This window comes from Pseudomonas sp. JL27(2026), from assembly GCF_056933555.1.
Genome location: NZ_CM167794.1, coordinates 5,966,980 through 5,990,488 on the forward strand (window position 1 = coordinate 5,966,980; position 23,509 = coordinate 5,990,488).

General features: G+C 60.7%; 25 protein-coding genes. 10 read left to right on the plus strand and 15 right to left on the minus strand.

The features are described 5' to 3' along the window. The first annotated feature begins 25 nt into the window (after nt 1-25). The gene (locus AC1Z1G_RS27385) at nt 26-508 is read left to right on the plus strand and encodes an acyl-CoA thioesterase (protein ID WP_347902817.1); all 483 of its coding nucleotides are present in this window, start codon (nt 26-28) and stop codon (nt 506-508) included. Between the two features lie 67 nt (nt 509-575). Here AC1Z1G_RS27385 and pdxY read toward each other — a convergent pair whose 3' ends face one another. Then, entirely contained in the window at nt 576-1,448 is an 873-nt protein-coding gene (pdxY, locus tag AC1Z1G_RS27390; protein ID WP_483623709.1) for a pyridoxal kinase PdxY, read from the minus strand. Nucleotides 1,449-1,565: 117 nt separating this feature from the next. On the opposite strand from pdxY, the gene AC1Z1G_RS27395 reads away from it, so the two are divergent. Further along, on the plus strand, nt 1,566-1,964 hold the full coding sequence (locus AC1Z1G_RS27395) for a DUF3301 domain-containing protein (protein WP_347902818.1): 399 nt from the start codon (nt 1,566-1,568) through the stop codon (nt 1,962-1,964). Nucleotides 1,965-1,970: 6 nt separating this feature from the next. Here AC1Z1G_RS27395 and AC1Z1G_RS27400 read toward each other — a convergent pair whose 3' ends face one another. Next, a complete protein-coding gene (locus AC1Z1G_RS27400; protein WP_483623711.1) occupies nt 1,971-2,942 on the minus strand; it encodes a CobW family GTP-binding protein in 972 nt (323 codons plus the stop codon). 27 nt (nt 2,943-2,969) lie between these two features. Here AC1Z1G_RS27400 and AC1Z1G_RS27405 point away from each other — a divergent pair, with 27 nt between their 5' ends. Continuing rightward, on the plus strand, nt 2,970-3,326 hold the full coding sequence (locus AC1Z1G_RS27405; RefSeq protein WP_483623713.1) for an NADH:ubiquinone oxidoreductase: 357 nt from the start codon (nt 2,970-2,972) through the stop codon (nt 3,324-3,326). A 1-nt stretch (nt 3,327) separates the two neighbouring features. Here the strand turns inward: AC1Z1G_RS27405 and AC1Z1G_RS27410 are convergent, their stop codons facing one another. The 3 genes from AC1Z1G_RS27410 to dksA are packed head-to-tail and all read right to left on the minus strand — an operon-like array spanning nt 3,328 to nt 5,597. After that, the gene (locus tag AC1Z1G_RS27410) at nt 3,328-3,957 is read right to left on the minus strand and encodes a DUF1826 domain-containing protein (RefSeq protein WP_483623715.1); all 630 of its coding nucleotides are present in this window, start codon (nt 3,955-3,957) and stop codon (nt 3,328-3,330) included. Then, nucleotides 3,957-5,165 (minus strand): zinc metallochaperone GTPase ZigA, encoded by a 1,209-nt coding sequence (gene zigA, locus AC1Z1G_RS27415; protein WP_483623717.1) that lies wholly within the window; start codon nt 5,163-5,165, stop codon nt 3,957-3,959. Before zigA ends, AC1Z1G_RS27410 begins: the two co-directional genes overlap by 1 nt. A 27-nt stretch (nt 5,166-5,192) precedes the next feature. Continuing rightward, the gene (gene dksA / locus AC1Z1G_RS27420; protein WP_483623719.1) at nt 5,193-5,597 is read right to left on the minus strand and encodes an RNA polymerase-binding protein DksA; all 405 of its coding nucleotides are present in this window, start codon (nt 5,595-5,597) and stop codon (nt 5,193-5,195) included. 121 nt (nt 5,598-5,718) lie between these two features. On the opposite strand from dksA, the gene AC1Z1G_RS27425 reads away from it, so the two are divergent. Then, nucleotides 5,719-6,096, plus strand: coding sequence for a glutamine synthetase (locus AC1Z1G_RS27425; protein ID WP_483623721.1), 378 nt, complete (start codon nt 5,719-5,721; stop codon nt 6,094-6,096). On the opposite strand, the gene AC1Z1G_RS27430 is transcribed toward AC1Z1G_RS27425, so the two are convergent. Continuing rightward, nucleotides 6,093-7,304 carry an N-acetylmuramoyl-L-alanine amidase gene (locus AC1Z1G_RS27430; protein ID WP_483623723.1) on the minus strand — a complete coding sequence of 404 codons (1,212 nt, stop codon included), beginning with the start codon at nt 7,302-7,304 and terminating at the stop codon, nt 6,093-6,095. The two genes, AC1Z1G_RS27425 and AC1Z1G_RS27430, sit on opposite strands and share 4 nt — an antisense overlap. Before the next feature lie 86 nt (nt 7,305-7,390). Here AC1Z1G_RS27430 and folE2 point away from each other — a divergent pair, with 86 nt between their 5' ends. The 4 genes from folE2 to AC1Z1G_RS27450 are packed head-to-tail and all read left to right on the plus strand — an operon-like array spanning nt 7,391 to nt 11,195. Beyond that, entirely contained in the window at nt 7,391-8,287 is an 897-nt protein-coding gene (folE2, locus tag AC1Z1G_RS27435; protein ID WP_483623725.1) for a GTP cyclohydrolase FolE2, read from the plus strand. Then, the gene (locus AC1Z1G_RS27440) at nt 8,284-8,844 is read left to right on the plus strand and encodes a gamma carbonic anhydrase family protein (RefSeq protein ID WP_483623727.1); all 561 of its coding nucleotides are present in this window, start codon (nt 8,284-8,286) and stop codon (nt 8,842-8,844) included. Before folE2 ends, AC1Z1G_RS27440 begins: the two co-directional genes overlap by 4 nt. A gap of 2 nt (nt 8,845-8,846) precedes the next feature. Next, the gene (locus AC1Z1G_RS27445) at nt 8,847-10,184 is read left to right on the plus strand and encodes a dihydroorotase (RefSeq protein WP_483623729.1); all 1,338 of its coding nucleotides are present in this window, start codon (nt 8,847-8,849) and stop codon (nt 10,182-10,184) included. Between the two features lie 36 nt (nt 10,185-10,220). Continuing rightward, on the plus strand, nt 10,221-11,195 hold the full coding sequence (locus AC1Z1G_RS27450) for a His/Gly/Thr/Pro-type tRNA ligase C-terminal domain-containing protein (protein ID WP_483623730.1): 975 nt from the start codon (nt 10,221-10,223) through the stop codon (nt 11,193-11,195). 42 nt (nt 11,196-11,237) lie between these two features. On the opposite strand, the gene AC1Z1G_RS27455 is transcribed toward AC1Z1G_RS27450, so the two are convergent. Beyond that, complete coding sequence (locus AC1Z1G_RS27455) at nt 11,238-11,759, minus strand: DUF3617 domain-containing protein (RefSeq protein ID WP_483623732.1); 522 nt, start codon at nt 11,757-11,759, stop codon at nt 11,238-11,240. Nucleotides 11,760-11,890: 131 nt separating this feature from the next. Here AC1Z1G_RS27455 and cls point away from each other — a divergent pair, with 131 nt between their 5' ends. Beyond that, nucleotides 11,891-13,330, plus strand: a complete 1,440-nt coding sequence (gene cls / locus AC1Z1G_RS27460; protein ID WP_483623734.1) for a cardiolipin synthase — start codon at nt 11,891-11,893, stop codon at nt 13,328-13,330. On the opposite strand, the gene cfaB is transcribed toward cls, so the two are convergent. The 8 genes from cfaB to hflK (AC1Z1G_RS27500) all read right to left on the minus strand — a co-directional run bounded on the left by cfaB (nt 13,327) and on the right by hflK (AC1Z1G_RS27500) (nt 22,673). Next, on the minus strand, nt 13,327-14,511 hold the full coding sequence (gene cfaB / locus AC1Z1G_RS27465; protein ID WP_483623736.1) for a C17 cyclopropane fatty acid synthase CfaB: 1,185 nt from the start codon (nt 14,509-14,511) through the stop codon (nt 13,327-13,329). The genes cls and cfaB overlap by 4 nt on opposite strands. A 93-nt stretch (nt 14,512-14,604) precedes the next feature. Next, complete coding sequence (locus tag AC1Z1G_RS27470; RefSeq protein WP_483623738.1) at nt 14,605-15,384, minus strand: HvfC/BufC family peptide modification chaperone; 780 nt, start codon at nt 15,382-15,384, stop codon at nt 14,605-14,607. Next, nucleotides 15,375-16,220 carry an MNIO family bufferin maturase gene (bufB, locus tag AC1Z1G_RS27475; protein ID WP_483623739.1) on the minus strand — a complete coding sequence of 282 codons (846 nt, stop codon included), beginning with the start codon at nt 16,218-16,220 and terminating at the stop codon, nt 15,375-15,377. Before bufB ends, AC1Z1G_RS27470 begins: the two co-directional genes overlap by 10 nt. A 55-nt stretch (nt 16,221-16,275) precedes the next feature. Continuing rightward, nucleotides 16,276-16,527 carry a BufA2 family periplasmic bufferin-type metallophore gene (gene bufA2 / locus AC1Z1G_RS27480; protein WP_483623741.1) on the minus strand — a complete coding sequence of 84 codons (252 nt, stop codon included), beginning with the start codon at nt 16,525-16,527 and terminating at the stop codon, nt 16,276-16,278. A 206-nt stretch (nt 16,528-16,733) separates the two neighbouring features. Continuing rightward, nucleotides 16,734-18,632 (minus strand): heavy metal translocating P-type ATPase, encoded by a 1,899-nt coding sequence (locus tag AC1Z1G_RS27485; protein WP_483623743.1) that lies wholly within the window; start codon nt 18,630-18,632, stop codon nt 16,734-16,736. After that, nucleotides 18,629-19,687 carry a protease modulator HflK gene (hflK, locus tag AC1Z1G_RS27490; protein WP_483623745.1) on the minus strand — a complete coding sequence of 353 codons (1,059 nt, stop codon included), beginning with the start codon at nt 19,685-19,687 and terminating at the stop codon, nt 18,629-18,631. The genes AC1Z1G_RS27485 and hflK (AC1Z1G_RS27490) overlap by 4 nt, the downstream gene beginning before the upstream one ends. Beyond that, the gene (hflC, locus tag AC1Z1G_RS27495; protein ID WP_483623747.1) at nt 19,684-20,718 is read right to left on the minus strand and encodes a protease modulator HflC; all 1,035 of its coding nucleotides are present in this window, start codon (nt 20,716-20,718) and stop codon (nt 19,684-19,686) included. Before hflC ends, hflK (AC1Z1G_RS27490) begins: the two co-directional genes overlap by 4 nt. Next, entirely contained in the window at nt 20,715-22,673 is a 1,959-nt protein-coding gene (hflK, locus tag AC1Z1G_RS27500; RefSeq protein ID WP_483623748.1) for a protease modulator HflK, read from the minus strand. The genes hflC and hflK (AC1Z1G_RS27500) overlap by 4 nt, the downstream gene beginning before the upstream one ends. A gap of 209 nt (nt 22,674-22,882) precedes the next feature. Between hflK (AC1Z1G_RS27500) and AC1Z1G_RS27505 the strand changes: the two genes are divergently transcribed. Then, on the plus strand, nt 22,883-23,506 hold the full coding sequence (locus AC1Z1G_RS27505; RefSeq protein WP_483623750.1) for a CDP-alcohol phosphatidyltransferase family protein: 624 nt from the start codon (nt 22,883-22,885) through the stop codon (nt 23,504-23,506). Nucleotides 23,507-23,509 lie beyond the last annotated feature (3 nt).

Below are 23,509 nucleotides of genomic sequence, written 5' to 3' on the forward strand. Positions count from 1 at the left end.
ACCAGCCTTGAACCGTGAGTGTGCTATGGAACCCGGAAACGCCCAGCTGTCGATGACGGTATTGATGACCCCCGACATGGCCAACTTCTCAGGCAATGTCCACGGCGGCACCCTGCTCAAGTACCTCGATGAAGTCGCCTACGCCTGCGCCAGCCGTTATGCCGGACGCTATGTGGTGACGTTGTCGGTGGACCAGGTGATTTTCCGCGAGCCGATTCATGTCGGCGAGCTGGTAACATTTCTGGCGTCGGTGAACTACACCGGCAACACCTCGATGGAAGTCGGCATCAAAGTGGTGACCGAGAACATCCGCGAGCGCTCGGTGCGCCACACCAACAGTTGCTTCTTCACCATGGTGGCGGTCGATGACCAGCGCAAACCCGCCGTGGTGCCGCAACTGCAACCGCAAAACAGCGAGGACCAGCGCCGCTTCATCCAGGGTAAACAGCGCCGGCAGATCCGCCAGGAACTGGAAAAACGTTATCAGGAGATCAAGGCCGACGCCTGAGACGTCGAACCTTTAGATCGCTTTCGCGGGCCAGTCGGATCGCCGCACCGACTGGCCCGCGAAGCTCTTAAAGGCTGATCGGCGTTGCTTCGAACCGCACCCGTGGATGAGCGATCCGGTCCTGGGCCCGCACCAACTCCAGTTCATAGCTGGCGCAGGCCTGGGTTTCCAGCAGCACTTCATGCACGGCGGCGGCCGCAAACTCGAAGGCTTCGACCAGGCTGTCGCCCAACAGCACACGAGCCAGGAACAACCCTGACGTCAGGTCGCCCACACCCACCGGTTGACGCGGAAACGCCAGCAACGGGCGACGCAGGTGCCAACTGCCTTCGGCCGTCACCAGCAACATCTCGAAGCCCTCCGGCAACTTGCCCGGATAGTCCAGGTGCTTGACCAGCACGGCTTTCGGCCCACGCGCCAACAGTGCCCGCGCCATGGCCAGGCAGTCGAACAACGATTGCGGCTTACGCCCGGAAAAACTGTCGAGCTCCAGCTGATTGGGGCACATGAAGTCCGCCACCGCCGCCGCTTCTTCCAGCAGGAATTCACTGACTTCGGCCGGCACGATGCAGCCTTTTTCCACATGCCCCATTACCGGGTCGCACAGGTACAGCGCCTTGGGATTGATCGCCTTGATCCGCGCAACGCCGCCCAGAATGGCACGCCCCTGAGCCGCACTGCCCAGATAACCGGACAACACGGCGTCGCAGTTGCCCAGCTCGCCGATTGCGGCGATCCCTTCCACCAGTTCGGGGATCTGATGAGGCGACAACACCTCACCCGCCCACTGGCCATACTGGGTATGGTTGGAAAACTGCACCGTGTTGAGCGGCCAGACGTTCACCCCGACCCGCTGCATCGGAAAAACCGAAGCACTGTTACCGGCGTGGCCGAACACCACATGGGACTGGATGGCGAGCAGGTGAGGCGTACGTTTCATGCGGGATTTTTCCGTAAACCGATTGAAATTCAAGCCGCGCAGTATGCGACTAAACGCAGCCTGTACGACAGACCAGAGACACAGTTAAGCTGACGCTAACTTGTTGGAGCACTGCTCATGCTGACCCTTGGAAATATCTTCGTGCTGATGCTGCTGGCGACCGGCGCTGCGTGGCTTTGGCACAACCATGGCTTGCGCGAGCGGGCACTGGAAAGGGTCAAGCAACATTGCGCCAAACTCGATATCGAGTTGCTCGACGGCAATGTGGCCTTGAAGAAAATCGGCTTTGTGAGGGATGCCAGCGGGCGGCAACGCCTGGCCCGTGTGTATAACTTCGAGTTTACCGTGACCGGCGAAACCCGCCACGCGGGCACCATCACCCAGTTCGGTGCCCACAGTGCGCAGATCGAACTGGCGCCCTACCCGTTTCCATTCGCGGAAAAACCGGTGGTGCCCAGCGCTGAAGTGATCGAGTTGAGCCAGTGGCGCCAGGATCACAACAAGTCGCGTCACTGATCAGCTTCAGACAGGGTTCAGGCGACAATTCATCAGGTTCTCTTGCAGCGTTTCGGGGGCTTGCGGCGCATCGAAAATCAGTTCGATGCGCGAGTCCTGACGCCATTCACTCGCTAGCCAGTTCAAGTCCGCGTTATCCAGCGCGTTGGCCGACACCCAGCCCTCCGCGCTGTGGATAACCAGCTTGGCCCGGCGCCAATCAAGGCTCTGGAGCCACGCCTGAACCCGCGAGGCGTTGAACCGGCAGCTTGGATGAAAGCGCCAGCCAATGCTCCACCCGCCCTCCTGTTGCTGACTGAGGCACATCGGCACGTTCGGATCAGTCCAAATCGCCTGGATCTGTGCCAGGCCTTTGGGCACGACGAAGTTATCCACACCTGCAACGGCCAGCGCCTTGCCCCCCGGCAACTCCGAAAGCGGTAAAACCGCCTGTTGCGTCCAGTACAACGGGCGGGCCGGTAACTGTGCGGTGATACGCTGGCGATCCACGTCACTCAGTTGCTCAGCCTTGTTCAGTACCAGCAAGCCCGCACCTGGCAGTGCGTCCTGTTGTGAGGCGGGCAACGGCTTTCCGGCGGCCAGTGCCTGGGCATCGAGCACTAGAACGCACGGCTGAAGCGCCAGCACACCTTGCCACGGCGCTTCGCTCAATTGCCTGAGCAACTGCGCAGGATGGCCCAGCCCTGAGGGTTCGATGAACACACGATCGGGCCGTGACTTGCGCAGCAGCCGCCCGAGGCCGACCTGAAACGGCGCACCATTGACGCAACACAAACAGCCGCCGGCCACTTCGCCCAGTGCGATACCATCGGCGTCCGTGGTCAGGAGCGCCGCGTCGAGCCCGATCTGGCCAAACTCGTTGATCAGCACCGCCCAGCATTCACCGACCGGCCGTTGCGCCAGCAGGTGCTTGATGAGGCTGGTTTTGCCGGCGCCCAACGGCCCGGCAATGACGTGTGTGGGTATGTTCTGCAACATGTTCGGCGGTTTCTAAGGAGATAAAGGATGCGTTTGATCTGGCTGCCCTTGCTGGCAGTACTCGGCAGTGGAGAAGCGCTGGCCGGGGCCTGCGTGGTCCATAGCCAATCCGAACGGCTGGACGTGAAAGTCTGTCAGCAAAACCGCAGCATTCCGGACAAACTGTTCCACGACGGCTTCTGCCGGCCAAGCCTCGCCGGCCAGAATGTCGACGTGCAATTCGTCGATCAATGCCCCAGCGGTGCCTTCGGCGTGTGCAGCAACGCCCAAGTGGCCAATATGCCTTACCGGCAGGATATTCACTATTACGGCGTGGCCACCGACGCGGCTTACCTTAAGCCGTTTTGCGAAACCCAGAGCCAGGGCTCATGGCTCAAACCCTGAATCAGTCGAGCCAGTCCAGCGTGAGGATCAGCCGCCGCTCACCGGGCGCCGGTTGCGGCGAACGATGGATCAAGCCGAATCCTTCGTTGCCGTGCCACTTTTCGCCCTTGAGCAACGCCACTTCACCAGCGAACATCTGCTGAATGTCCTGCGGCTCGGCAGCCTCTGTACTCAATGCCCTACGGTTCAGTGCGCCCTCTCTGAGCCATTGGCTGCCGATGCCCGCGTAGGTCGTGATCAGCCGCACTGGCACATGATCAACGTGAAAACGCGGGCACATCGCCTTGTCCAGCACCCGCAACCGCAAACCAATGCGCTTGGCGCCCAGCAAGCACGCGAAGGCGCTGACCAGCCATGACACGTCGGCCATGAAGCCTTCATGGCCCACCAGATCGCTGAAGCCTGAGGCCAGGCCGCGCAGATCGGGCTCTGTATCATCGGTCGGCATGGCCAATGACAAAGACTCTGCCAGCGGTGCATTCAGTGACAATAGCACTGCACCAAAATCGGCAATGTGGGCCGGTAACCGACGTTGCCACAGGGCCAGATTGACGTCGTCTGCAAGGATTTGAGTGAAGACATCAGGGGTTTGGCCCTGCACCTGACGTGGAACTGAACGCAGCGCCAACATCACGCTGCCGCCTCGTCGTGCCACGACCCGAAAGGATCGGCCATCAGACCCCAGCCTTCGACGCCGAGGGCCATTTCATCATCGCTGAGCAGGCACGTATCGAGGCGCGCGGTGAGTTGAGCAAAATCGATGTTCTGACCGATGAACACCAGTTCCTGGCGGCAGTCGCCGCTGGCTGCCGTCCAGTTTTCCATGATCGCGGTGACGCTTTCCGGGTCTTGGGGCCACTGCTGCTTCGGCACAAAACGCCACCAGCGTCCGGCAAATCCGTGGCGCATCAGGCCACCGGCCTGAGACCAACTGCCCGCGTCCTGATGCTTGCTGGCCAACCAGAAAAACCCTTTGGAGCGCAGCAGTTTGCCGTTCACCCAAGGCCGGTTGATGAAACTGAAAAAACGCTGCGGATGGAACGGCCGACGCGCCCGATAAGCCATTGAGGCGATGCCGTATTCCGTGGTTTCCGGCACATGCGCGCCGCGCAACTCTTGCAGCCAGCCGGGTGCCTGGGCGGCTTTTTCAAAGTCGAAACGGCCGGTGTTGAGGATCTCTTTCAGCGGCACTTCACCCATGACCATCGGGATAATGCGCGCCGTTGCATTGAGTCGCTCCAGGATCGCGATCAACTCCTGGCGCTCAGCGCTGCTGATCAGATCAATCTTGCTGATGAGGATCACGTCCGCGAACTCGATCTGCTCGATCAAAAGATCCGTGATCGAGCGCTCGTCCTCCTCGCCAAGGGTTTCACCGCGTGATGCCAGGCTTTCGGCAGCCTGATAATCGGGTAGAAAATTCATGCCATCAACCACGGTGACCATGGTGTCGAGCCGTGCAATGTCAGCCAGGCTTTGGCCTTCCTCGTCACGAAAGGTGAAGGTCTCCGCCACTGGCAAGGGCTCTGAAATGCCGGTGGACTCGATCAGCAAGTAATCGAAACGACCGTCCTTGGCCAGTTTGCCGACCTCTTCGAGCAAGTCTTCGCGCAAGGTGCAGCAGATGCAGCCGTTGCTCATCTCAACGAGTTTTTCTTCAGCGCGGTTCAGGCTGACATCTCGCTGAACTTCGCTGCCATCGATGTTGATTTCGCTCATATCATTAACGATCACCGCAACCTTGAGGTTCTCGCGGTTGCGCAAAACGTAGTTGAGCAGCGTGCTCTTTCCGGCGCCGAGAAAGCCGGACAGCACAGTAACGGGGAGACGATTGGGCATCAGGTATTCCTCATCAGGAGTGGCCGGTCAAATCGCCCGTTGATGGCGTTCGCGCAGCTCTTCACGTTCTTTGGCTTCGATACACAGGGTGGTGGTGGGCCGCAGCAGCAGGCGCTTGAGGCCAATTGGCTCACCGGTTTCGCGACACCAGCCGTACTCGCCCCGCGCGAGGCGTTCGAGGGCCTCGTCGATTTTGTCCAAGAGCTTCTTTTCCCGCTCCAGCAGGCGCAGTTGCCACTGGCGTTGCTCTTCAGCGCTGCCAACATCAGCGGGATCACTGTTGGGTTCTTGTTCGCGCAGCACATCGAACTCATGGGCGATGCGTGTTTGCAGTTCGCTGCGTTGGGCGAGCAGTAGTTCGCGGAAAAAGCGTTGCTGAGCGTCATCCATGTAGTGGGCTGAAGGTTGGGCGAGGAGTTCTTGTTCAGTCATGGGAGTCACGCGATGGGCTGTCTTTTAATGTTATAGTATAACAACGCAAAGAAGCCAACCCCCTGTTGCATACCGTGTTAAAGCGCAGGATGCTGAACTGGCTAACCCTCTGAGAATCGCCATGCACAATGCCCTGAAATGCACGCTGCTGAGCTTTCTGCTGTTCGCAGCGACTGACATTTATGCGCAGGTTCCAAACCTGGCGACGTGTACACGCAGCGCCAATCTGCTGGCCTGCATCGACGCAAACGGCAACGCCTACAGCGTCGCCACGGCGGGCAGCACGACGTATCTGCGGGGGTTTGAAGTGATCGGTAAACGTTACTGGGCACAGACCAACAGCCGCTATGGTCAGCTGACGTTCTTCACCGGTTTGGCATCTGACGGTGAAGCATGGGTGGGCTACAGCCGTCGTGTGGGATGGACCACGCTCAACCGGTTTTCCAGCTCGGGCGGCGCCAGCGGTAAATTCACGTGCAGCCGAATCACAGGCTGCTAGGCCTGCACTTTTTGCTGCGCCTGTTGCCACGCCATGTAGCTATTCATCGGCGGATTTTTCTGGAAATAGCGCTGCAACCCCTCGAACAAACCATCCGCCACCGCCTGCTGATGGCGCGCAGTGACCAGCCGTTGACGGTCACGGGCATTGGACATGAAGCCGGTTTCCACCAGGATCGACGGCACATCCGGTGATTTGAGTACCGCAAACCCAGCCTGCTCCACACGCTTCTGATGCAGCGTGGTAATCCCTTCCAGGCAACCCAGCACCGTGTTACCGAGCTGCAAACTGGCGGCGATGGTGGCGTTCATCGACATATCGAGAATCACCCCGGCGAGCATCGGGTCCTTGTCTTTGAGATTGAGCAAACTGGTCGCGCCCAGCAGATCGACGCCGTTCTCGCGCTGCGCCATGAAGCGCGCCGTGGCCGACGTCGCGCCGCCCTCTGACAAGGCGTACACCGAAGCGCCTGAAGCGGTGAGTCGTGGCGCCGCATCCGCATGCACCGAAATGAACATGTCAGCCTTGTGCGTGCGGGCAATTTCAACGCGCTTACGCAACGGAACGAAGAAGTCGTCGTTGCGAACCAGCTTCACGTCAAAGCCCTTCTCACGCTTCAACCGCTTGGCCAGCAGCTGTGCGATGGACAGCACCACATCCTTCTCACGCTCACCGTTTGCCCCCACTGCACCAGAATCTTTACCACCGTGGCCAGGGTCGACCACCACAATAATGTCGCGCTTGGGATGCCTGGCATCGACCAATGTTTCACGTGGAACCTTTGTATCAGGCGCGACAATGGGTTGGGACGCGGTGCTCATGAGGTCAAGCACCAAGCGATCGCCCTGCCCATCACGCGCGGGCAAAAGGAAGCTGTTGGTCTGAACCGGACCACCAAGGTCGAGGACGATTCGCGTGTCACCCTGAGCAAAATTCCCGGATCGAATCGAACGAATCACAGTGTTGGCGAGCACCAAATGGCTCAAGTCGCCGCTCAATTGCGCGCCGCTCACATCGACAATTAGCCTCTCGGGAGCCGTCAGCGTGAACGTTTTGTACTGTACCGGCCCACTGAGATCGAACACCAGGCGCAGCTTTTCATTTGAGCGCCAGAGCCGGACATTGCGAATTTGCGTGGCCGACACCGTAAACGGCAGCGCCAGCGTTGTGCTGGCCAAAATCAGATTCAGCAATTGACGTCTGTGCATGATGAAGACCCGTTCATGAAATAAGCATCGTTGCTTTTATTGTTATACTATAACATTCAAGATCAACTCCAACGATGGACCTCCTCATGAATGCGTTGACTCTGCCGGACATCGCCGCGCAGGCCTCACGCCAAGCCCTGCCACTGGAGTGGGTGGGCATGTGCGGGATTGCTCTTCCTGTTGTATTCGAAGGCCAGCGTTTGAGCGCAAAGGCCGATGCGGGTGTCAGTCTCGATGACGGTGATGCACGGGGCATTCACATGTCGCGGTTGTACCTGGCGCTGGAAGCGCTGGAGCACGGCAACCTCAGCCCTGCTCTTTTACGCAACGTCCTGCAGCGTTTTCTCGACAGCCATCACGGTTTATCCAACACCGCGTACCTGCGCATTCATGCCGACTTGCTGCTGAAGCGCCCCGCCTTGGTCAGCCCATTGGCCGGCTGGAAAACCTATCCGATCAGCATTGAAGCGCGTCTCGAAAACGCAATGTTCCACGTGGAACTCAAAATAGAGGTGCCTTACTCGTCCACATGCCCATGCTCTGCCGCGCTCTCAAGGCAACTGATTCAGCAGCAGTTCATTGACGACTTTGCTAACCCTGCGCTGCAACACGCCGATGTTCTGGCTTGGCTCGGCTCGTCAAAAGGCATCATTGCGACACCCCATAGCCAACGCAGCACCGCGCACTTGCAACTGCAATTGGACGACTTCCTGGACGAGCTGCCATTGATTGCCGTGATCAATGACGCTGAGGCCGCGCTCGGCACCGCCGTTCAGACCGCCGTGAAGCGTGCCGACGAACAGGCATTCGCCCTGGCCAACGGCCAGAACCTGATGTTCTGCGAAGACGCCGCACGTCGCTTGAATCACGCGCTGAAGCGCTCCCCCGGCATCCGCGCATTTCACCTGCGCGTGGTTCACGCCGAAAGCCTGCACGCCCATGACGCAGTGGCCGAAAGTCGCTGGGACGGTGCGACCCAATGATCCGTAAGAACCCTTCCGGTGATTTGCCGATGATTGCCGAATCCGCCTACGTCGATAAAACCGCGATCATCTGCGGTAAGGTGGTGATCGGCGAAAACGTTTTCGTAGGGCCCTACGCAGTGATTCGCGCCGACGAAGTGGATGACTCAGGTGCCATGGAACCGATCACCATCGGCGCCAATTCGAACATCCAGGACGGCGTGGTTATCCACTCCAAATCCGGCGCGGCGGTGACCATCGGCGAGTTCACGTCCATCGCCCACCGCTCGATCGTCCATGGACCGTGCAGTGTCGGAAACCGGGTCTTCATCGGGTTCAACAGCGTGCTGTTCAACTGTGCGGTCGGCGACGGTTGCGTGGTGCGGCACAACTCCGTGGTCGATGGCCGGGATTTACCGAACGACTTCTACGTACCCTCCACCACCCGCATCGGGCCGGCAACCGACCTGTCGCAGTTCCCTCCCGTGAGTATCAGCGCCTCGGAGTTTTCCGAAGACGTGGCCCGCACCAATGTCGACCTGGTGCGCGGTTACAAAGCCCTGCAGAACGAGTTTTGAGCATGGGCAGCGTACTGATCCGCAACGCCCGGTTGGTGAACGAAGGTCGCGAGTTCGACGGCGATCTGCTGGTGGACCACGGCCGCATCGTAAAAATCGCCAGCAGCATTCAAGACGAGAACGCCCAGGTAGAAATCGATGCCCAAGGCCAATGGCTACTGCCCGGCATGATCGATGACCAAGTGCATTTCCGTGATCCCGGCGCACCGGACAAAGGCAGTTTCTATACCGAGTCCCGGGCTGCCGTAGCAGGTGGCATTACCAGTTTCATGGACATGCCCAACACCCGCCCGGCGACGTTGACCCTCGCCGCGCTGGCCGATAAAAAACGTCGGGCGGCCACTCACTCGGTGGCCAATTACGGCTTTCACTTTGGCGTCAGTCACGACAACCTCGACACCATTGCCGCGCTCAATCCGTGCGAGGTGGCCGGGGTCAAAGTGTTCATGGGGGCCTCCACCGGCAACATGCTGGTGGACGATCCACGCGTCCTTGAAAAACTGTTCGCCCACGTGCCCACCCTTCTGTTGGCTCATTGCGAGCACACGCCCAGCATCCTGGCCAATGAACGGCAGTTTGCCGAACGGTTCGGCGAAAACATTTCCCCCGCCGCCCATCCGCTCATTCGCAATGCCGAAGCGTGCTTCGCGTCATCGTCGATGGCCGTGGGCCTGGCCAAACGTTTCGGTACGCGCCTGCACGTTTTGCACCTGACCAGCGCCCGGGAACTGGCGCTGTTCGAAGACAAACCACTGGCCCAAAAATCCATTACTGCCGAGGTCTGCCTGCATCACCTGCTGTTCGATGACCGCGACTATCCACACTTGGGCAACCTGATCAAATGCAACCCGGCGATCAAGACCCAGGCCGACCGCGACGCCTTGCGACAGGCGCTGTCGGGCAATCGGATCGACGTGATCGGCAGTGATCACGCCCCTCACACCTGGGCTGAAAAACAACGGCCTTACCAACACGCGCCATCTGGTTTACCGTTGGTACAACACGCCCTTCCTGCACTTTTCGAACTGGTGGCCGACAACCTCCTGCCACTCACAACCCTGGTGGCGAAAACCAGCCACCGGGTGGCCGATCTGTTTGCCATTCCTGATCGCGGATATTTGCGTGAAGGCTATTGGGCCGACCTGGTGCTGATCAAACCCGAACCCGATGGCCAACCGGTTTCACGGCAACCAATCCTCGCCCGGTGCGGCTGGACACCCTTTGCCGGACGGCGTTTTCGCCACAGCGTGAGCACCACGCTGGTATCGGGGCAAATTGCCTGGCATGCCGAACGTCTATATGACGACTGTCAGGGTTTGCCTTTGCGGTTCATGCGTTAAATCAGTCTTTTTTTGCCGTAGCCAGGAACGCTCACCATGATTCACATCACCCTCCCCGACGGTTCGCTGCGCGAGTACGACCAGCCACTGTCCATTCACGAAATGGCCGCCAGCATCAGCCCCGGCCTGGCCAGGGCAGCAGTCGCGGGACGGGTGAACGGCGTGCAGGTGGACTGCGATTTCATGCTGGAGCAGGACGCACGTGTCAGCATCATCACCCCGCGTGAGCCTGAAGGCCTGGAAATCGTGCGCAGGTCCTGCGCGCTGTTGCTGGCCATGGCGGTCAAGCAGGTGTATCCACGTGCGCAACTGCTGGCAGGTTCTGCCCTTGGCGATGGTTTTTTCTATGAGTTCGCTTATGACCGCGCCTTCACCACCACTGATCTTCTGCTGATCGAAGCGCGCATGCATCAACTCGCGGCGACCAATCACACCATCCGCCGTCGCGAACTGCCATGGAAAAAGGTCCTGGCGTTCTTCATCGCACTGGGCGAGCACTACAAGGCAGAACTGATTCGTACCCTGCCCGAAGATGACTGCCTGTGGTTGTATTCGTTGGGAAACTTCGAAGACCTGTGCCACGGCCCGCACATTCCCTCGACGGCCATTCTGCAAGCGTTTCGACTGGCCCACATCACCCGCAACGGCGCGCCGCTGCAACGGATCTACGGCGGGTGCTGGGAAAACCAACAGGAACTCGACGCCTGGCTCGCGCCGCAACAGGCCATTGTCGTCAACATTGATGAGCGTCAGGCGGACTATGCACAGTCGGTGGTCGACGAACTGCGCCGCGCCGGGGTGCGCGTGAATGGCGACCTGCGCAAAGAGAAAATCAGCCACAAGATTCGCCACCACCGTGAACACGGCGTGCCGTGCCTACTGGTGATCGGCGACAAGGAAATGTCGGGCGGGTTTGTCAGTGCCCGGACGTGCACAGGTGAAGATCTGGGGGAAATGAAAATCGGACAAATCGCCGAGTGGCTGAACGCTCAGGCTCGCCTCAACTCTTAAGGCACACGCCTTGCCCCCGGCAAGGCGTGACCTCCCTGCATATCAGGCCCGGGGCTTGACCGTTCCGCAATCCTGACCAAGCCACACGGCACGGGTGTCCATGCTGCCCTTCTGCTGGATGCCCGTGGCGTTGAACGTGCCATTGACCGTGGTATTGAACTCCCGGTCATTCAAAAATGTGGCGACACCCGCGCCCTGGGCTTTAGGGCAACTGAAGCGGAACTTCCATTGGTTACCGGTGCGGTCAGTAATCTGCTGCTTGCAGCCAGACTGCGGATCTTGCAACGGAATGGTGTCGGTCTGAACCTGGGCCTGAGTCAGGCAGACCCGAATCCCCTTACCGCCCATGGTAATGCCCTGTTTCTCCAGTGCGGCCTTTTGTGCCGGCGTCATCTGGCTGCCCAGTTGGGCCAGAATCAATTGCAAGTCCGGCAGGTTCTGGTCATCGACTTTCATGTTGCTTGAGGTCAATTCCCACAAACCCGGTTGCAACATCTGAGCCTGAGCGGCCAAAGGAAGCGACAAACCAACAGCCATGGCCAGGCCCAGCAGACGAATATTCATGAAGTAACTCCGGATCGATTGTGGCCGTTAGACGTCGCCAATCTACTTCGGTTGCATGGTGAATTAAATAGCGACATTCACCATGGAACATGGTCTGTTAGGCATTAATTCTTCAGGAGCAAGGCTGCCCCATGGATTATTTTGGCCCACACGTTTTCGGTTACCTGATCGCGCTCATCCACTCACTGGGCACGATCGCCGCCATTCACGCTGTGTTGACCGTCAGAACCGCCCAAGGCTCGATTGCCTGGGCCTTGTCGCTGGTATTCATTCCTTATCTGACACTGGTTCCCTACCTGATCTTCGGACGCAGCACCTTCGACGCCTACATCAAGGCGCGGCGCCAGGCCAACGAAGAAATGCGCAAGGCCATTGCCGACCTTAACTGGCGACCGTGGGTTGAAGAAGCCCTGACGGCCCGCGCCTCACAAGCCTATGGCGCACTGCGAGCCATGCCGAAACTGGGGCTCATGCCGTGCCTGGCGAATAACGAAGTGCGCTTGCTGATCAATGGCCAGGCCACGTTCGAATCAATTTTCGACGCCATCCGCAGCGCCCGCGAAGCGGTGCTGATTCAGTTTTTCATCATCCATGACGACCAACTCGGCCGCCGCCTGCAAACATTGCTGATGGAAAAAGCCGCCGAAGGCGTGGCGGTTTACCTGCTCTATGACCGGATTGGCAGTCACACCCTGCCCCATACTTACGTTCAGCCATTGCTCGATGCCGGCGTTCAGGTCAAAGCCTTCGCCACCCGCAGCGGCTGGCTCAATCGGTTTCAGGTCAATTTCCGTAACCACCGCAAAATCGTGGTGGTGGACGGCGTGGTCGGGTTTGTCGGTGGGCACAACGTCGGCGACGAATACATGGGCGCCAAGCCACCGCTGTCTCCGTGGCGCGACACTCATGTGCATATTCGCGGCCCGGTGGTGGCCTGCCTGCAAGAGTCGTTCGCCGAAGACTGGTTCTGGGCCGCACGGGAACTGCCGCCGCTGATCCTCCCGGACACCTTCCCGGAAGACGGCGTGCTCTGCCAATTGCTCGCCAGCGGCCCGGCCGACCCTTACGAAACCTGCTCGCTGTTTTTTGTCGAAGCCATCCATGCGGCAGAGGAACGGGTGTGGATCACCAGCCCTTACTTCATCCCCGACGAAGCGGTGTTCGCTGCGTTGCGCCTGGCCGTGTTGCGCGGCGTCGACGTGCGCATCCTGCTGCCCTCGCGCCCCGATCACCGGATCGTCTATGCCGCGTCCAGCCTTTACGCCTTCGAAGCGGTACGCGCTGGCGTACGCATGTTCCGTTACAAACCGGGTTTCCTGCATCAGAAAGTAGTGCTGATCGACAGCGAAATAACCGCCATTGGCAGTGCGAACCTGGACAACCGTTCATTCCGCCTGAACTTCGAAGTGATGCTGCTGACCGTCGACAGCGACTTCGCTGCCGAGGTCGAGCACATGCTTAACGATGACTTCGCCCTGGCCCGCGAGATTGCCAAAGAGGAAAGCCAGCAGACCCACCGCCTGCAACAGCTTGGCATGCGGGTCGCCCGGCTGATCTCGCCGATCCTTTAAGGGGTGTAGATGTCGTCCCGGGTCCACGGCAATTCATGGCTGCCGTCGGGGTGAGTCTTGACCGCGAGAATCTGGTGCAGGTTGATCCAGCCCCTGGCAAACGCGTACGCGCAACCAGCCAGGTACAGCCGCCAGATCCGCAGCGTTTGCTCCGGCACTTGTTTGGCGGCGGCTTCTAGGTTGTCCTCCAGGCGTTCACTCCAATGGTCCAGCGTGCGCGCGTAGTGCAGGCGCAAGCTTTCGACGTCGACAATCTCAAGCCCGGCTTCGCTGATTTCGGCGGAAATCATCGCCAGGTGTGGTAACTCGCCATTTGGGAAAACATAACGTTCGATGAATTCGCCTGCCCCGCGCCCGACGGGCCGACCGTCGGTGTGTTTGGCCGTGATGCCATGATTCATCACCAACCCGCCCTCACGCACCGCGCCAAACAGCGTTTGGCAGTACTCGGCCAGGTTCGCGTGGCCGACGTGCTCGAACATGCCGACACTCACGACTTTGTCGAAGCGACCGTCCTGCGGCAGATCACGGTAGTCGAGCAATTGCAGTTCGACCTGATCGTCCAGGCCTTCAGCACTCACCCGCTCACGGGCCAACGCCAACTGCTCTTTGCTCAGGGTGATGCCGAATACTTTCGCGCCGAACTCTCGCGCCGCGTAACGTGCCAATCCACCCCAACCGCACCCGACGTCCAGCAAATAGTCCCCCGGTTGCAGCCGCAACTTGCGGCACAAATGGCGGAATTTGGCTTGCTGGGCTTGTTCCAGGGTTTCACTGCCGGTCTCGAAGTAAGCGCAGGAATACGCCATATCGCTGTCGAGCCAGAGTTGATAGAACGCGTTGGACAGGTCGTAATGGTAAGAAATGGCCGCCGCGTCGGTGTCCTTGTCATGGACCGCACGCAATGGCTGAGTGTCATCCTCACCCAGCAGCGCCTGGCTCCACTCATCACAGACGCGGATAACGTCACTGATTGAACCTTCCAGTTCGAGTTTGCCTTCGACGAACGCTGCCCCCAGCAGGTCCAGGCTGGGGCGCGTGAACTGGGCAACCAATTGCGGGTCCTTGACCACAATCGTGACGCTGGGCGCAGGGCCCAAGTCAAATTCATGGCCATCCCAGAGTCGCAGGCGAAGCGGTAGCTGCAGGTTCTGTAAGGCCGGTGGAAGTTGCACGAGCATGAAAAATCCCCCTTGTTTCAGACGTCTGAAATGAGGGTAGACCATCCTGAAAAATTAGCAGGCTACCGACTTGCCCTCCTCATCCACAGACTCTCAGCGTGCTAACAGGCCATCCTGAACCCACTGTTTCAGCCAGGTAACGGCTTGAAGTGGCGCGCCCTCTCTATAGATGCCTGCCAACTCTGCGCACAGTTCGGCGAAGTTCCAGCCCAGGTTGACCATGCCATTCAAGGCATCGGCTTCAGCGGCTGACAGGCTTCGGTAATGACAAACCAGCTCGGCCCGCCAGATCAGGCACACCTGAGGCGAGTCCAGTAACCGGCTCTCGGGGAAGTCCGCCTCATCCTTCACTGCACGCCACAACGCCACGCTGTTGTGGCGGCACGCAAGCCACTGCACGCAAGGGCGTAGGCTGACTTGCAGCAACGGCCAGTCGGCAGGTGGAAGACTCGCCATGGTTTGCAGGGTCAATGGCGCCAGATCAGGCGCATCGAACGCCAGAGTAAATGCCCATTCCAGCGCGGCCAGTTCCGCCAGCGGTCCACCGTATTCAGGCACCAGGTGTTGGCGGATGAATGCCTCGAAACCTTTGCCCAGCCAGCGCAGGCTGACATTCGATGACGGCGAATGGCGCAGGTACGCCGCCGCCAGGGCCTCGAACTCATCATCGCCGAGCCAGTGCCAGAGGGTCGGGAAATCACTGCGCATGACTTCTTGCAGCCGAGCCAGATAGGCATTGTGGTAAATCGCCATACCGGTCTCGACGTCCAGGGTCGGGCCACCAATCAGGCTCTGCCCCAGGAGCAGACTCGCCGTGGGTTGTTCGCCGAGCAGGTAGTCTTCAAAGGCCAGTTGCCATTCGTTCAAGCGCATAGGAGCCTCCGTGTGAGGGTTTTATCTCCCAGCTCGCGAGCCTTCTCCAGCTCCGCCAGAAGTGCTTCGAAGGGCGGAAAGTGATCATCGCGCTCAAGTAATGTCGCCACCGGGCCCACGTGTTCGAGGGTCCGCTGGTACAGCGCCCACACCGGATCACTCACCGGATGGTCATGGGTGTCGATCACGTAGTCGCCATAGTCGTGGTGTCCGGCCAGGTGCAGTTGACGAATACGGTCGGCGGGCAGGCCTTGAATGAACGTCCAGGGATCAAAGCCGTGATTGCGTGAGCTGACGTAAACGTTGTTCACGTCCAGCAACAACTCGCAGCCGCTACGCTGGCTCAGGGCCGCAAGAAACTCCCATTCGCTGAAGGTGTCATGGGCAGCACGGACGTAACTGGAGACGTTTTCCAGCACCAATGGCCGTTGCAGCACGTCCTGCACCTGCTGAACCCGGTCGGCCACGTACGTCAGGCTTTCTTCGGTGTAAGGCAGCGGCAGCAGATCATGCAGTTGATGAGCGTTGCCACGGCTCCAGCACAAATGGTCGGAAACCCAGGCGGGCTGAACCCGCTTGGCCAATTGCTTGAGTTGCTTGAGGTAGTCCAGGTCAAGGGCGTGAGGGCCACCGATGGACAGGGAGACGCCGTGCATCACCAGCGGATAACGCTCGGCGATGGCGTCCAGGTAGTACAGGGCTTTACCGCCCTGAACGAGAAAGTTCTCGGAAACGATCTCGAACCAGTCCACGGCCGGCAACTGTTCAAGAATCTGTTGGTAATAGGCGCTGCGTAAACCCAGGCCATAGCCCAGGCAAGAATCGGATACAGACATGTCGGGCTCCTCGCCGAGTGGCCGCAGTGGTGAGGGCACCACTGCGGCAGGCCGGTTATTCGCCGACTTTGCCACCCGCTTTGTCACATGCGGCCTGGGTCATGGCTTTGAAGCCCTGGCCTTTGCAGGAACCCATGCCTTTGCAGGCGTGGTCTTTGGTTTTGCAGTCGTTCTGACCTTTGCACGCATTCACGCCGTAGCAGTGAACCTGAGCGTCGGCAGCGGTCGCAGCGGTGGCAACACCGGCAAACATTGTGGCAGCAGCCAAAGCAAGAGCGGCACCAGCAGCGGCGGTTTTAATGTTCATTTTCATATCCTCGAGAGTAACCAGGGGTGTCGGCTGAAAGGTTGTTCAGTCCCGACATGGCACTAGAGAGCGCTGCCCCAAAGGCGTTACAACCGACATGAAAAAAAACAAAAATTATTTTCACCCCCCTCCCCCATACCGTAGGAGCCAAGCTTGCTCGCGAAAGCATCACCCCCCAATCCACCAGGACGACGCACGCTTCACACCTACAACTTGAGCAACGGTTCCTGGAACCGCAGCAAGCGCCCGGCATTGCCCAACACCAGCAACGTGCTGAGATTGTGCAGCACCGCCGCAATCATCGCCCCCGCTGCGCCGAGCCAGCCAAATGCGGCAAACGCGACAATCGCCAACGTCCAGCCCAGCCCGATGATCACGTTGACCTGCAAGGTCTTTCGGCATTGGCGGCTGAGGCGCACACAGGTACCGAGTCGGCGCAGGTCGCTGCCGATCAGCACGATATCTGCCGACGCCAGGGCGATGTCCGCACCGCCCGCGCCCATCGCCACCCCGACCACACCGGCCTTGAGGGCCAGCGAATCGTTGATGCCGTCGCCGACCACCATGGGCCGAAAGCCGCTGCCGATTTCCGCCAGCACGCGGTTGAGTTTGTCTTCGGGCAAAGCCTGGGCTTCGACATCGCTGATGCCGACGTCCGCCGCCAGGCTGTGAGCGACACTCTGACGGTCACCGGTCAACAACAACTGCCGGCCCAGCCCCAGCTCACGCAGTTCGCTCAAGGCAAACCGTGCTTCGGGTTTAACGCTGTCGGCCAGCAACAGCCACGCGAGAAACTGCCCGCCCAGCGCCAGACCGGCAATCGGCCCATCGTGTTCAGGCACCGTCGACGTTTCGATGCCCAGCTGTGCGAACAACTCCGGACGCCCGAGCGCCGCTTCACCTTGCTCAGTCATGGCCACAACCCCCAGGCCCTGGCGCTCACGAATGTCCGAAAGCAGCAGAAAATGTTCCTGCGTCACCAAGCCGGCCAATGCCCGGCTGACCGGGTGGCTGCTGGCGGAGCCGAGGCTGGCCGCCAGTTTCAGCAGCTCGCCGCGGTCTTCCAGCGGGCTTTCAATTGACTGCAAACGCAAGGTGCCAAAGGTCAGGGTGCCGGTCTTGTCGACCACCAGCGAGGTGAGGTCTGCCAACTCTTCAAGGAACGCCGAGCTACGAATCAGGATGCCGTGACGCGCCGCCACCGCGATTCCAGCAATCGCCGTCGCCGGTGCCGACAGCACCAACGCACATGGGCACGCCGCCACCAACACCGCGAGCATCGCCTGGGCGTCGTTGGTGACGAACCAGGTCACCGCGGCCAGCAGCAACACCAACACCATGTAGCTGCCAGCGTAACGTTCGAGCAACCGGGTGATCGGCGGTTTCGAGCGCTCGGCGCTCTGCATCAGGGCGATGACCTTGCCCAGGGTCGACTCATGGCCGGTGCGTGTCACTTCCAGGCGCAGCAAGCCGTCAAGGTTGATCGCGCCGCCAAACACCTGAACGCCGACCGTCGCTTCCAGCGGCACCGACTCACCGGTAATCGGCGCCGTGTCGAGGCTGGCCTGCCCGGACAACACCAGGCCATCGGCCGGTACCCGATCCCCGGCCCGCACTTCCACCACGTCGCCAGCCTTGAGGGTCGTGTTGTCGACTTCGACAATCGAGCCGTCGGCCTGAACCTTGCGTGCATGGCTGCGGGTCAACTGGCCCAACGCGTGAATCGCCTCTTGCGAGCCAATCACGCTGCGCTCTTCCAGCACGTGGCCGAAGATCATGATGATCGGCAGCAACGCGGCGGTCAGCAGATCGCCGGTGGCCCAGGCGCCCATCATCGCCAGCGCGATCAGTTGATCGGTGATGCCGTGCAGGCTCGGGTACCGCAGGCTGTACCAGGCCGAACGCATGACCGGCACGGCCACCAACAGCGAGGCGACCCCCAGCAACACCTGGCTGACCCCGGTTTGCTCCGGCGATTGCCAGCGCCACACCAGCCCCAGACCGAGCAGGCCCAAGGCAAGCATCGCCAGGGTGAGTTGGCGCGCGGCGCTGCGTTGTTCGGCCGTGCTCAGCATGCTGGGCATGGCGGCGGTTTGGGCAGTCATTGTTCGGCTCCCTGAATAATCAGGCGGGAATCGTCTTGGGGGTTAACCGTGGTCACGGAGCCGGCCTGACGCAGAATCGTCGGCATCCGCTCGCGATAGATGCGCAGCAACATGCCAGGGTCGGTGCCCTGCTGCCGGGCCTGCGCCAGGCTCGACACGGTGGCGGTGTCGGCCGAGGCTTTGGCCAGGCGTTCGCTGGCCTGGGCGTGAGCGACTTGCAGCGCACGGTCCGCTTGTTCATTGGCGGCCTGGGTGAGTTTTTCGGCCTCGGTTCGCGCATTGGCCACGGCTTTGTCGGCCTGCTGACTGGCCGTGAGCACCGCGTTGAAGGCATTCACCGCCGGTGCGGGCAGACTCGATTGCACGTCGACCCGCGCCACTTCAATGCCCAGCCCCTGTCCGGTTGCACTCAACTCGGCCAGGCGTTGATTGATGCCCTGCACCAGATCGCCGCGCAGACGCTCACGGCGTTCGGCCGCCTGATTGTCGGCACCGATCAGTTCCGGGCGCGCCACCAGAATGGTGTCCAGGTCCCGCGCCGCCGTCAGGGCCACGGCGCTGCGCGTCACCAAACGGTCCAGCGCCGGCAACACATGTTCACCCTGAAGCACAAAGGCGTAGGGCTCGGTGACCTTATAGAACACCCGCACATCCAGTTGCACGACGCCTGCATCACCGGTCAATAAATAACCAGAGCCAGCCAGGGCATCGCTGATCGGCGTGGCGAAACTGGCCTGACGATCGGCCTGCAATGCGGGATCGGAACGCAGCAAATTTTCCACCCGACGTTCAATCACTCGATCTGCGGCGGGCAACAGAATCACCTGCTCAAAGGGACGCGGCCAGGCCAACAGCAAACCGGCATTCTGAATCCGGTCCAGAGCGCCAAAGTGCAACACCACTGCGCGATTCTGCGGATCAATTTGCCGCACATTGGAGAACGCCCACGCCAACGCGGCCAGGACCGTCACGGCATACAACGCCAGAAACGTCAGCCGACCGGCCTGAATCCACGGGCTACTGAGTTCATGTGTTCCACGTGGAACTTCACTCATGGCTGCGACCCGGACTTGTTATCCAGCGTTGGCGGGCCGTCGACCAATACCCGAAACGGCGCTGCATCCGTGCGCAGAATCAGTTTTGTACCCGGCGTCACCACCGTGCCCAAAGTGTCGAGAGAACGCAGCAAGTTGTACAACTGCGGTGAACCGGCGTAAGCCTTGCCGTAAATCTGCGCGGCTTCGACCCGCGATTGAGCCTCGATGTCCGCCGCTTTGACGGTGGCATCTGCTTGCACAATTCGCGCGTCGCGCTCGGCAGCCGAGCGGATTTGCGCGGCTTCACGTTTACCGATGGCCGTGCGTTCGGTGGCAATGGTTTCACGCTCGGCACGCATGCGGTCGACGGTGGCGCTCAAGGTGACGGATGGCAAGGTCAGCCGTTCGATGCCGACTTGCAGTACGCGCACGCCGTAGGTGGTCAGCAGTTGCTGATCGATTTGCTTGCGCAGTTGTGCCTCGAAATCGGCGATGCGCACCTGGTTGGCGTCGGTGTTCACCAGGTTGGCCAGGTCGAAACTGCTGGCGGTGGTTTCCAACGCAGAGCCGACAAACGTGCGGATCTGCCGCGCCGCTTCATCAGGCTGGTTTTGCACGGCGCGCATGAATCGTTGCACGTTGTCCGGATCGCCCTGCACCTGCCACGCCACATAGGCCTGAACGATGATGCGCAAACCGTCGCGGGTTCCCACATCCTGCAAGCCGCTGGACGTGGTGCGCAGCCGCAGGTCCACCGGGATCGCCGCCTCGAACGGTGCCGGCCAGCGCCAGCCAAGGCCCGGCTCCAGCAACACCCGTGACGGATTACCAAACCGGGTGATCACCGTGGCTTCGCCAGAACGCACTTGCACCAGGCTCGCCGCTGCGATGGCAAACACCACCAGCAACGCTGCCCACGCCATGCGCCGCCAAGGGAAAGGCCCCGCCTCCTGAGGGTCACCGTGGTGATGATGGCCGTGATGATGACCCGCGTGGCCATGACTATGCCCGGCATGGTCATGATGATCGTGAGAATGCGAGAGGCTCAATGGACGGCTCCTGGCTGAACGGTTTTACGCGGCGACGACGGGTCAGCCGGCAGCGTGAATGTGCGTAGGTCGATGGTCGGCGCATTGCCGCCGCCCAGACGATGATCGAGCACCAGCAACTTGGCGCTGGCGAGGCCTTGGGTCAGTTGGCTGAAATACTGTTCCAGCACAAAGGCCTGACCCGCACTGGCGAACGCCTTGCGTTCAGCAGCAAAACGCAGGTCAGCGGCCCGGGCCGTGGCGTTGACTTCATGGGCCGTAGCCTGGGCCTGGTCGCGCGCGACGCTGGCCTGCAACTGCGCCTGGTTGGTCTGTTCGTCAGCGGCACCGCGCTCGCGGGCAATCAACGCCTGGGCGCCGATCTGCGCCGCTTGCACACTGTGATAAGCGTTGGCGGCTCCGGCCGGCGGGTGAATGGCCTCGACCACGGTGGCGAGAATTTCCACCCCACTGTCGAGTTTCTGCAAGTCCGCCTGCACCGACCGACCGATGTCTTCGGCCAGCCCCACACGGTCGGCGCCCAGCAAACCGTCGAGGGTTCGCGACGCAAAGTCGTGCACCAGAATGCGGCTGGCGGTGCTGCGAATCAGCGTCGGCACATCGGCGCTGTTATAGGTCGCGGCCAATGCCGCCTGATCCGTCAGGCCGATGCGGTAGACGAACCGTACGTCCATGTTGACGATCTGGAAGCTCTGTTTGTCGTTGCTGCTGCTGGCGATCACCTGCGACTTGTCGTTCACATGGCTGGCGTCCCACAAGCGGTTGGCGATGGCGGGTGCCGGGCCTTCCGCCGGATCGGCAGCCAGAGGCACCGCTGCGGCGTCTCCCACGCTGGTGGCCAGCTCATGAACCACGCCATTTTCGACACTCAATACCCGGCCCAGCGGCCAAGGCAAACCGGCATGCAAACCCGGCCCGAAGACTTCCACTGGTTTGCCGAAGCGCTCATAGATACCGCGCCCTTGCAGCGGGATTTCATGGAGCCCGGTGAGCAACCAACCGACCGCGAGCACCACCGCCAGCACCGGCAAAAATGCCCGACGCATGTAGGTGAACGCCCAGATCTGGCGTAGGTCGATGCCAAAACGGTTGTGCAGTTCGTGCTGCAACGCGAGCAACGGTTGAGGTGGCCAGCGCAGCATCCCGGCGATAAAGCTCTGCGCCAGCAGCGGCGGTTCGAGCTGATCGCGGCGCGGGCTGAACAGCGACAACAGCGCACGCACCAACAGCTCGGCAGCAACCAGCCCCGGCAGCAGCCCGATCAACACTGCCAGTCGCACCGGCCAAACGGCCGTTTCGCTGGCGAACAACAGGCACAACGCGCCGAGGATCAGGCAGATGATCGCCACGCGCAGCAGTTGCGCCAACTGCCCTGCTTCCGGCCACTCGGCAGGATGCTCCTGGGCCAATTGGCGTTCGAACACCAGCAAACCGAACGCCAGCAACAACGACAGCGCAGCGCCCACACTGGCCGACAAACCAACTGCCGCCGCGGGTAAACCCAGGTTCCAGGCTTGCCCGATGCACAGCAACGCCAGCAGCGCCCAGCCCGCCAGCCACAAGGTCGGCGCACCGATCTGTCGCAGCAGTCCGACCCCGCGCTGGCTGAGGCGCTCCAGCAATCGCTCGTACCAACCGTGGACCTCGGGAGGTTCGACAACCTCGACCGGCATTGCCAGCGGGTTCAGGGTTCGCGCTCGCCACTGGGTCACCCACCCGGCCGATTGCAGCCCGGCAATCACCACGATGAGCGCCGCAGACTGATTGACCAACAGCGCCGGCCACATCGACAGCGGTGCAAATACCCCGACAAAGAACGCGAGCAACAGCCCCAGCGCCGCCAGACCGGCCAGGCCGAACCCGACCTGTTTCAACCGTCGTCCGTGAAACAACGCCTGCTGAAAACGCGGCAGCCCTGCTACGTTCGTCCCCTCAGCCTCCAGATCGACTTGCATACCACCTCGGTGTTTTGTCGTTGTGCGGGTCACAATTCGTTACGATATAACAAGAGTAGTGAATATTTTGTTCGATACCCATCACATTCACCGCCGGACGGCCGACACTGCTACTGTGCGCGCCACGCATTTGCGGCAATAATCGGCAACAAATCCCGGCCCGGCGCCGCCCTCGGGAATTTCACGATCGACAAGGACCTGTCTCTTCAATGCCCTCCATCTATCAACTCAAGCCGGCCTTTCAGAACCTGTTACGCCCGCTGGTCCAACGCCTGTTCGACAACGGCACCACCGCCAACCAGATCACCGTGCTGGCCGGGGTCATTTCGGTGCTGGTGGGTGTGGCAATTGCCTGCTTCGCCAGCCACGCCTGGGTGTTTGCGCTGATTCCAGTGTGGATGATTCTGCGCATGGCGTTGAATGCCATCGACGGCATGCTCGCTCGCGAGTTTGGCCAGCAATCACGCTTGGGCGCCTACCTCAACGAACTCTGTGACATCGTCGCCGACAGCGCGCTGATCCTGCCGTTTGCCCTGCTCCCGGACGTCAGCCTGCTGGCGGTTCTGCTGGTGACGTTGCTGGCGCTGTTCAGTGAATACACCGGCGTGCTCGGTCCGATGATCGGAGCCTCCCGGCGCTATGACGGCCCTATGGGCAAAAGCGACCGGGCGTTCGTGCTCGGCGTGCTGGCCACCGGCGTAGCGCTGGGCTGGCTCGGCGCAACCTGGGTCAACGGCGTGATGCTGCTGGTCGCCGCGCTGCTGGTGTACACCTTGGTCAATCGGGTCCGTCAGGGCCTTAAAGAAGTCAACGACAACGCTCCCTCGGCATAAGGA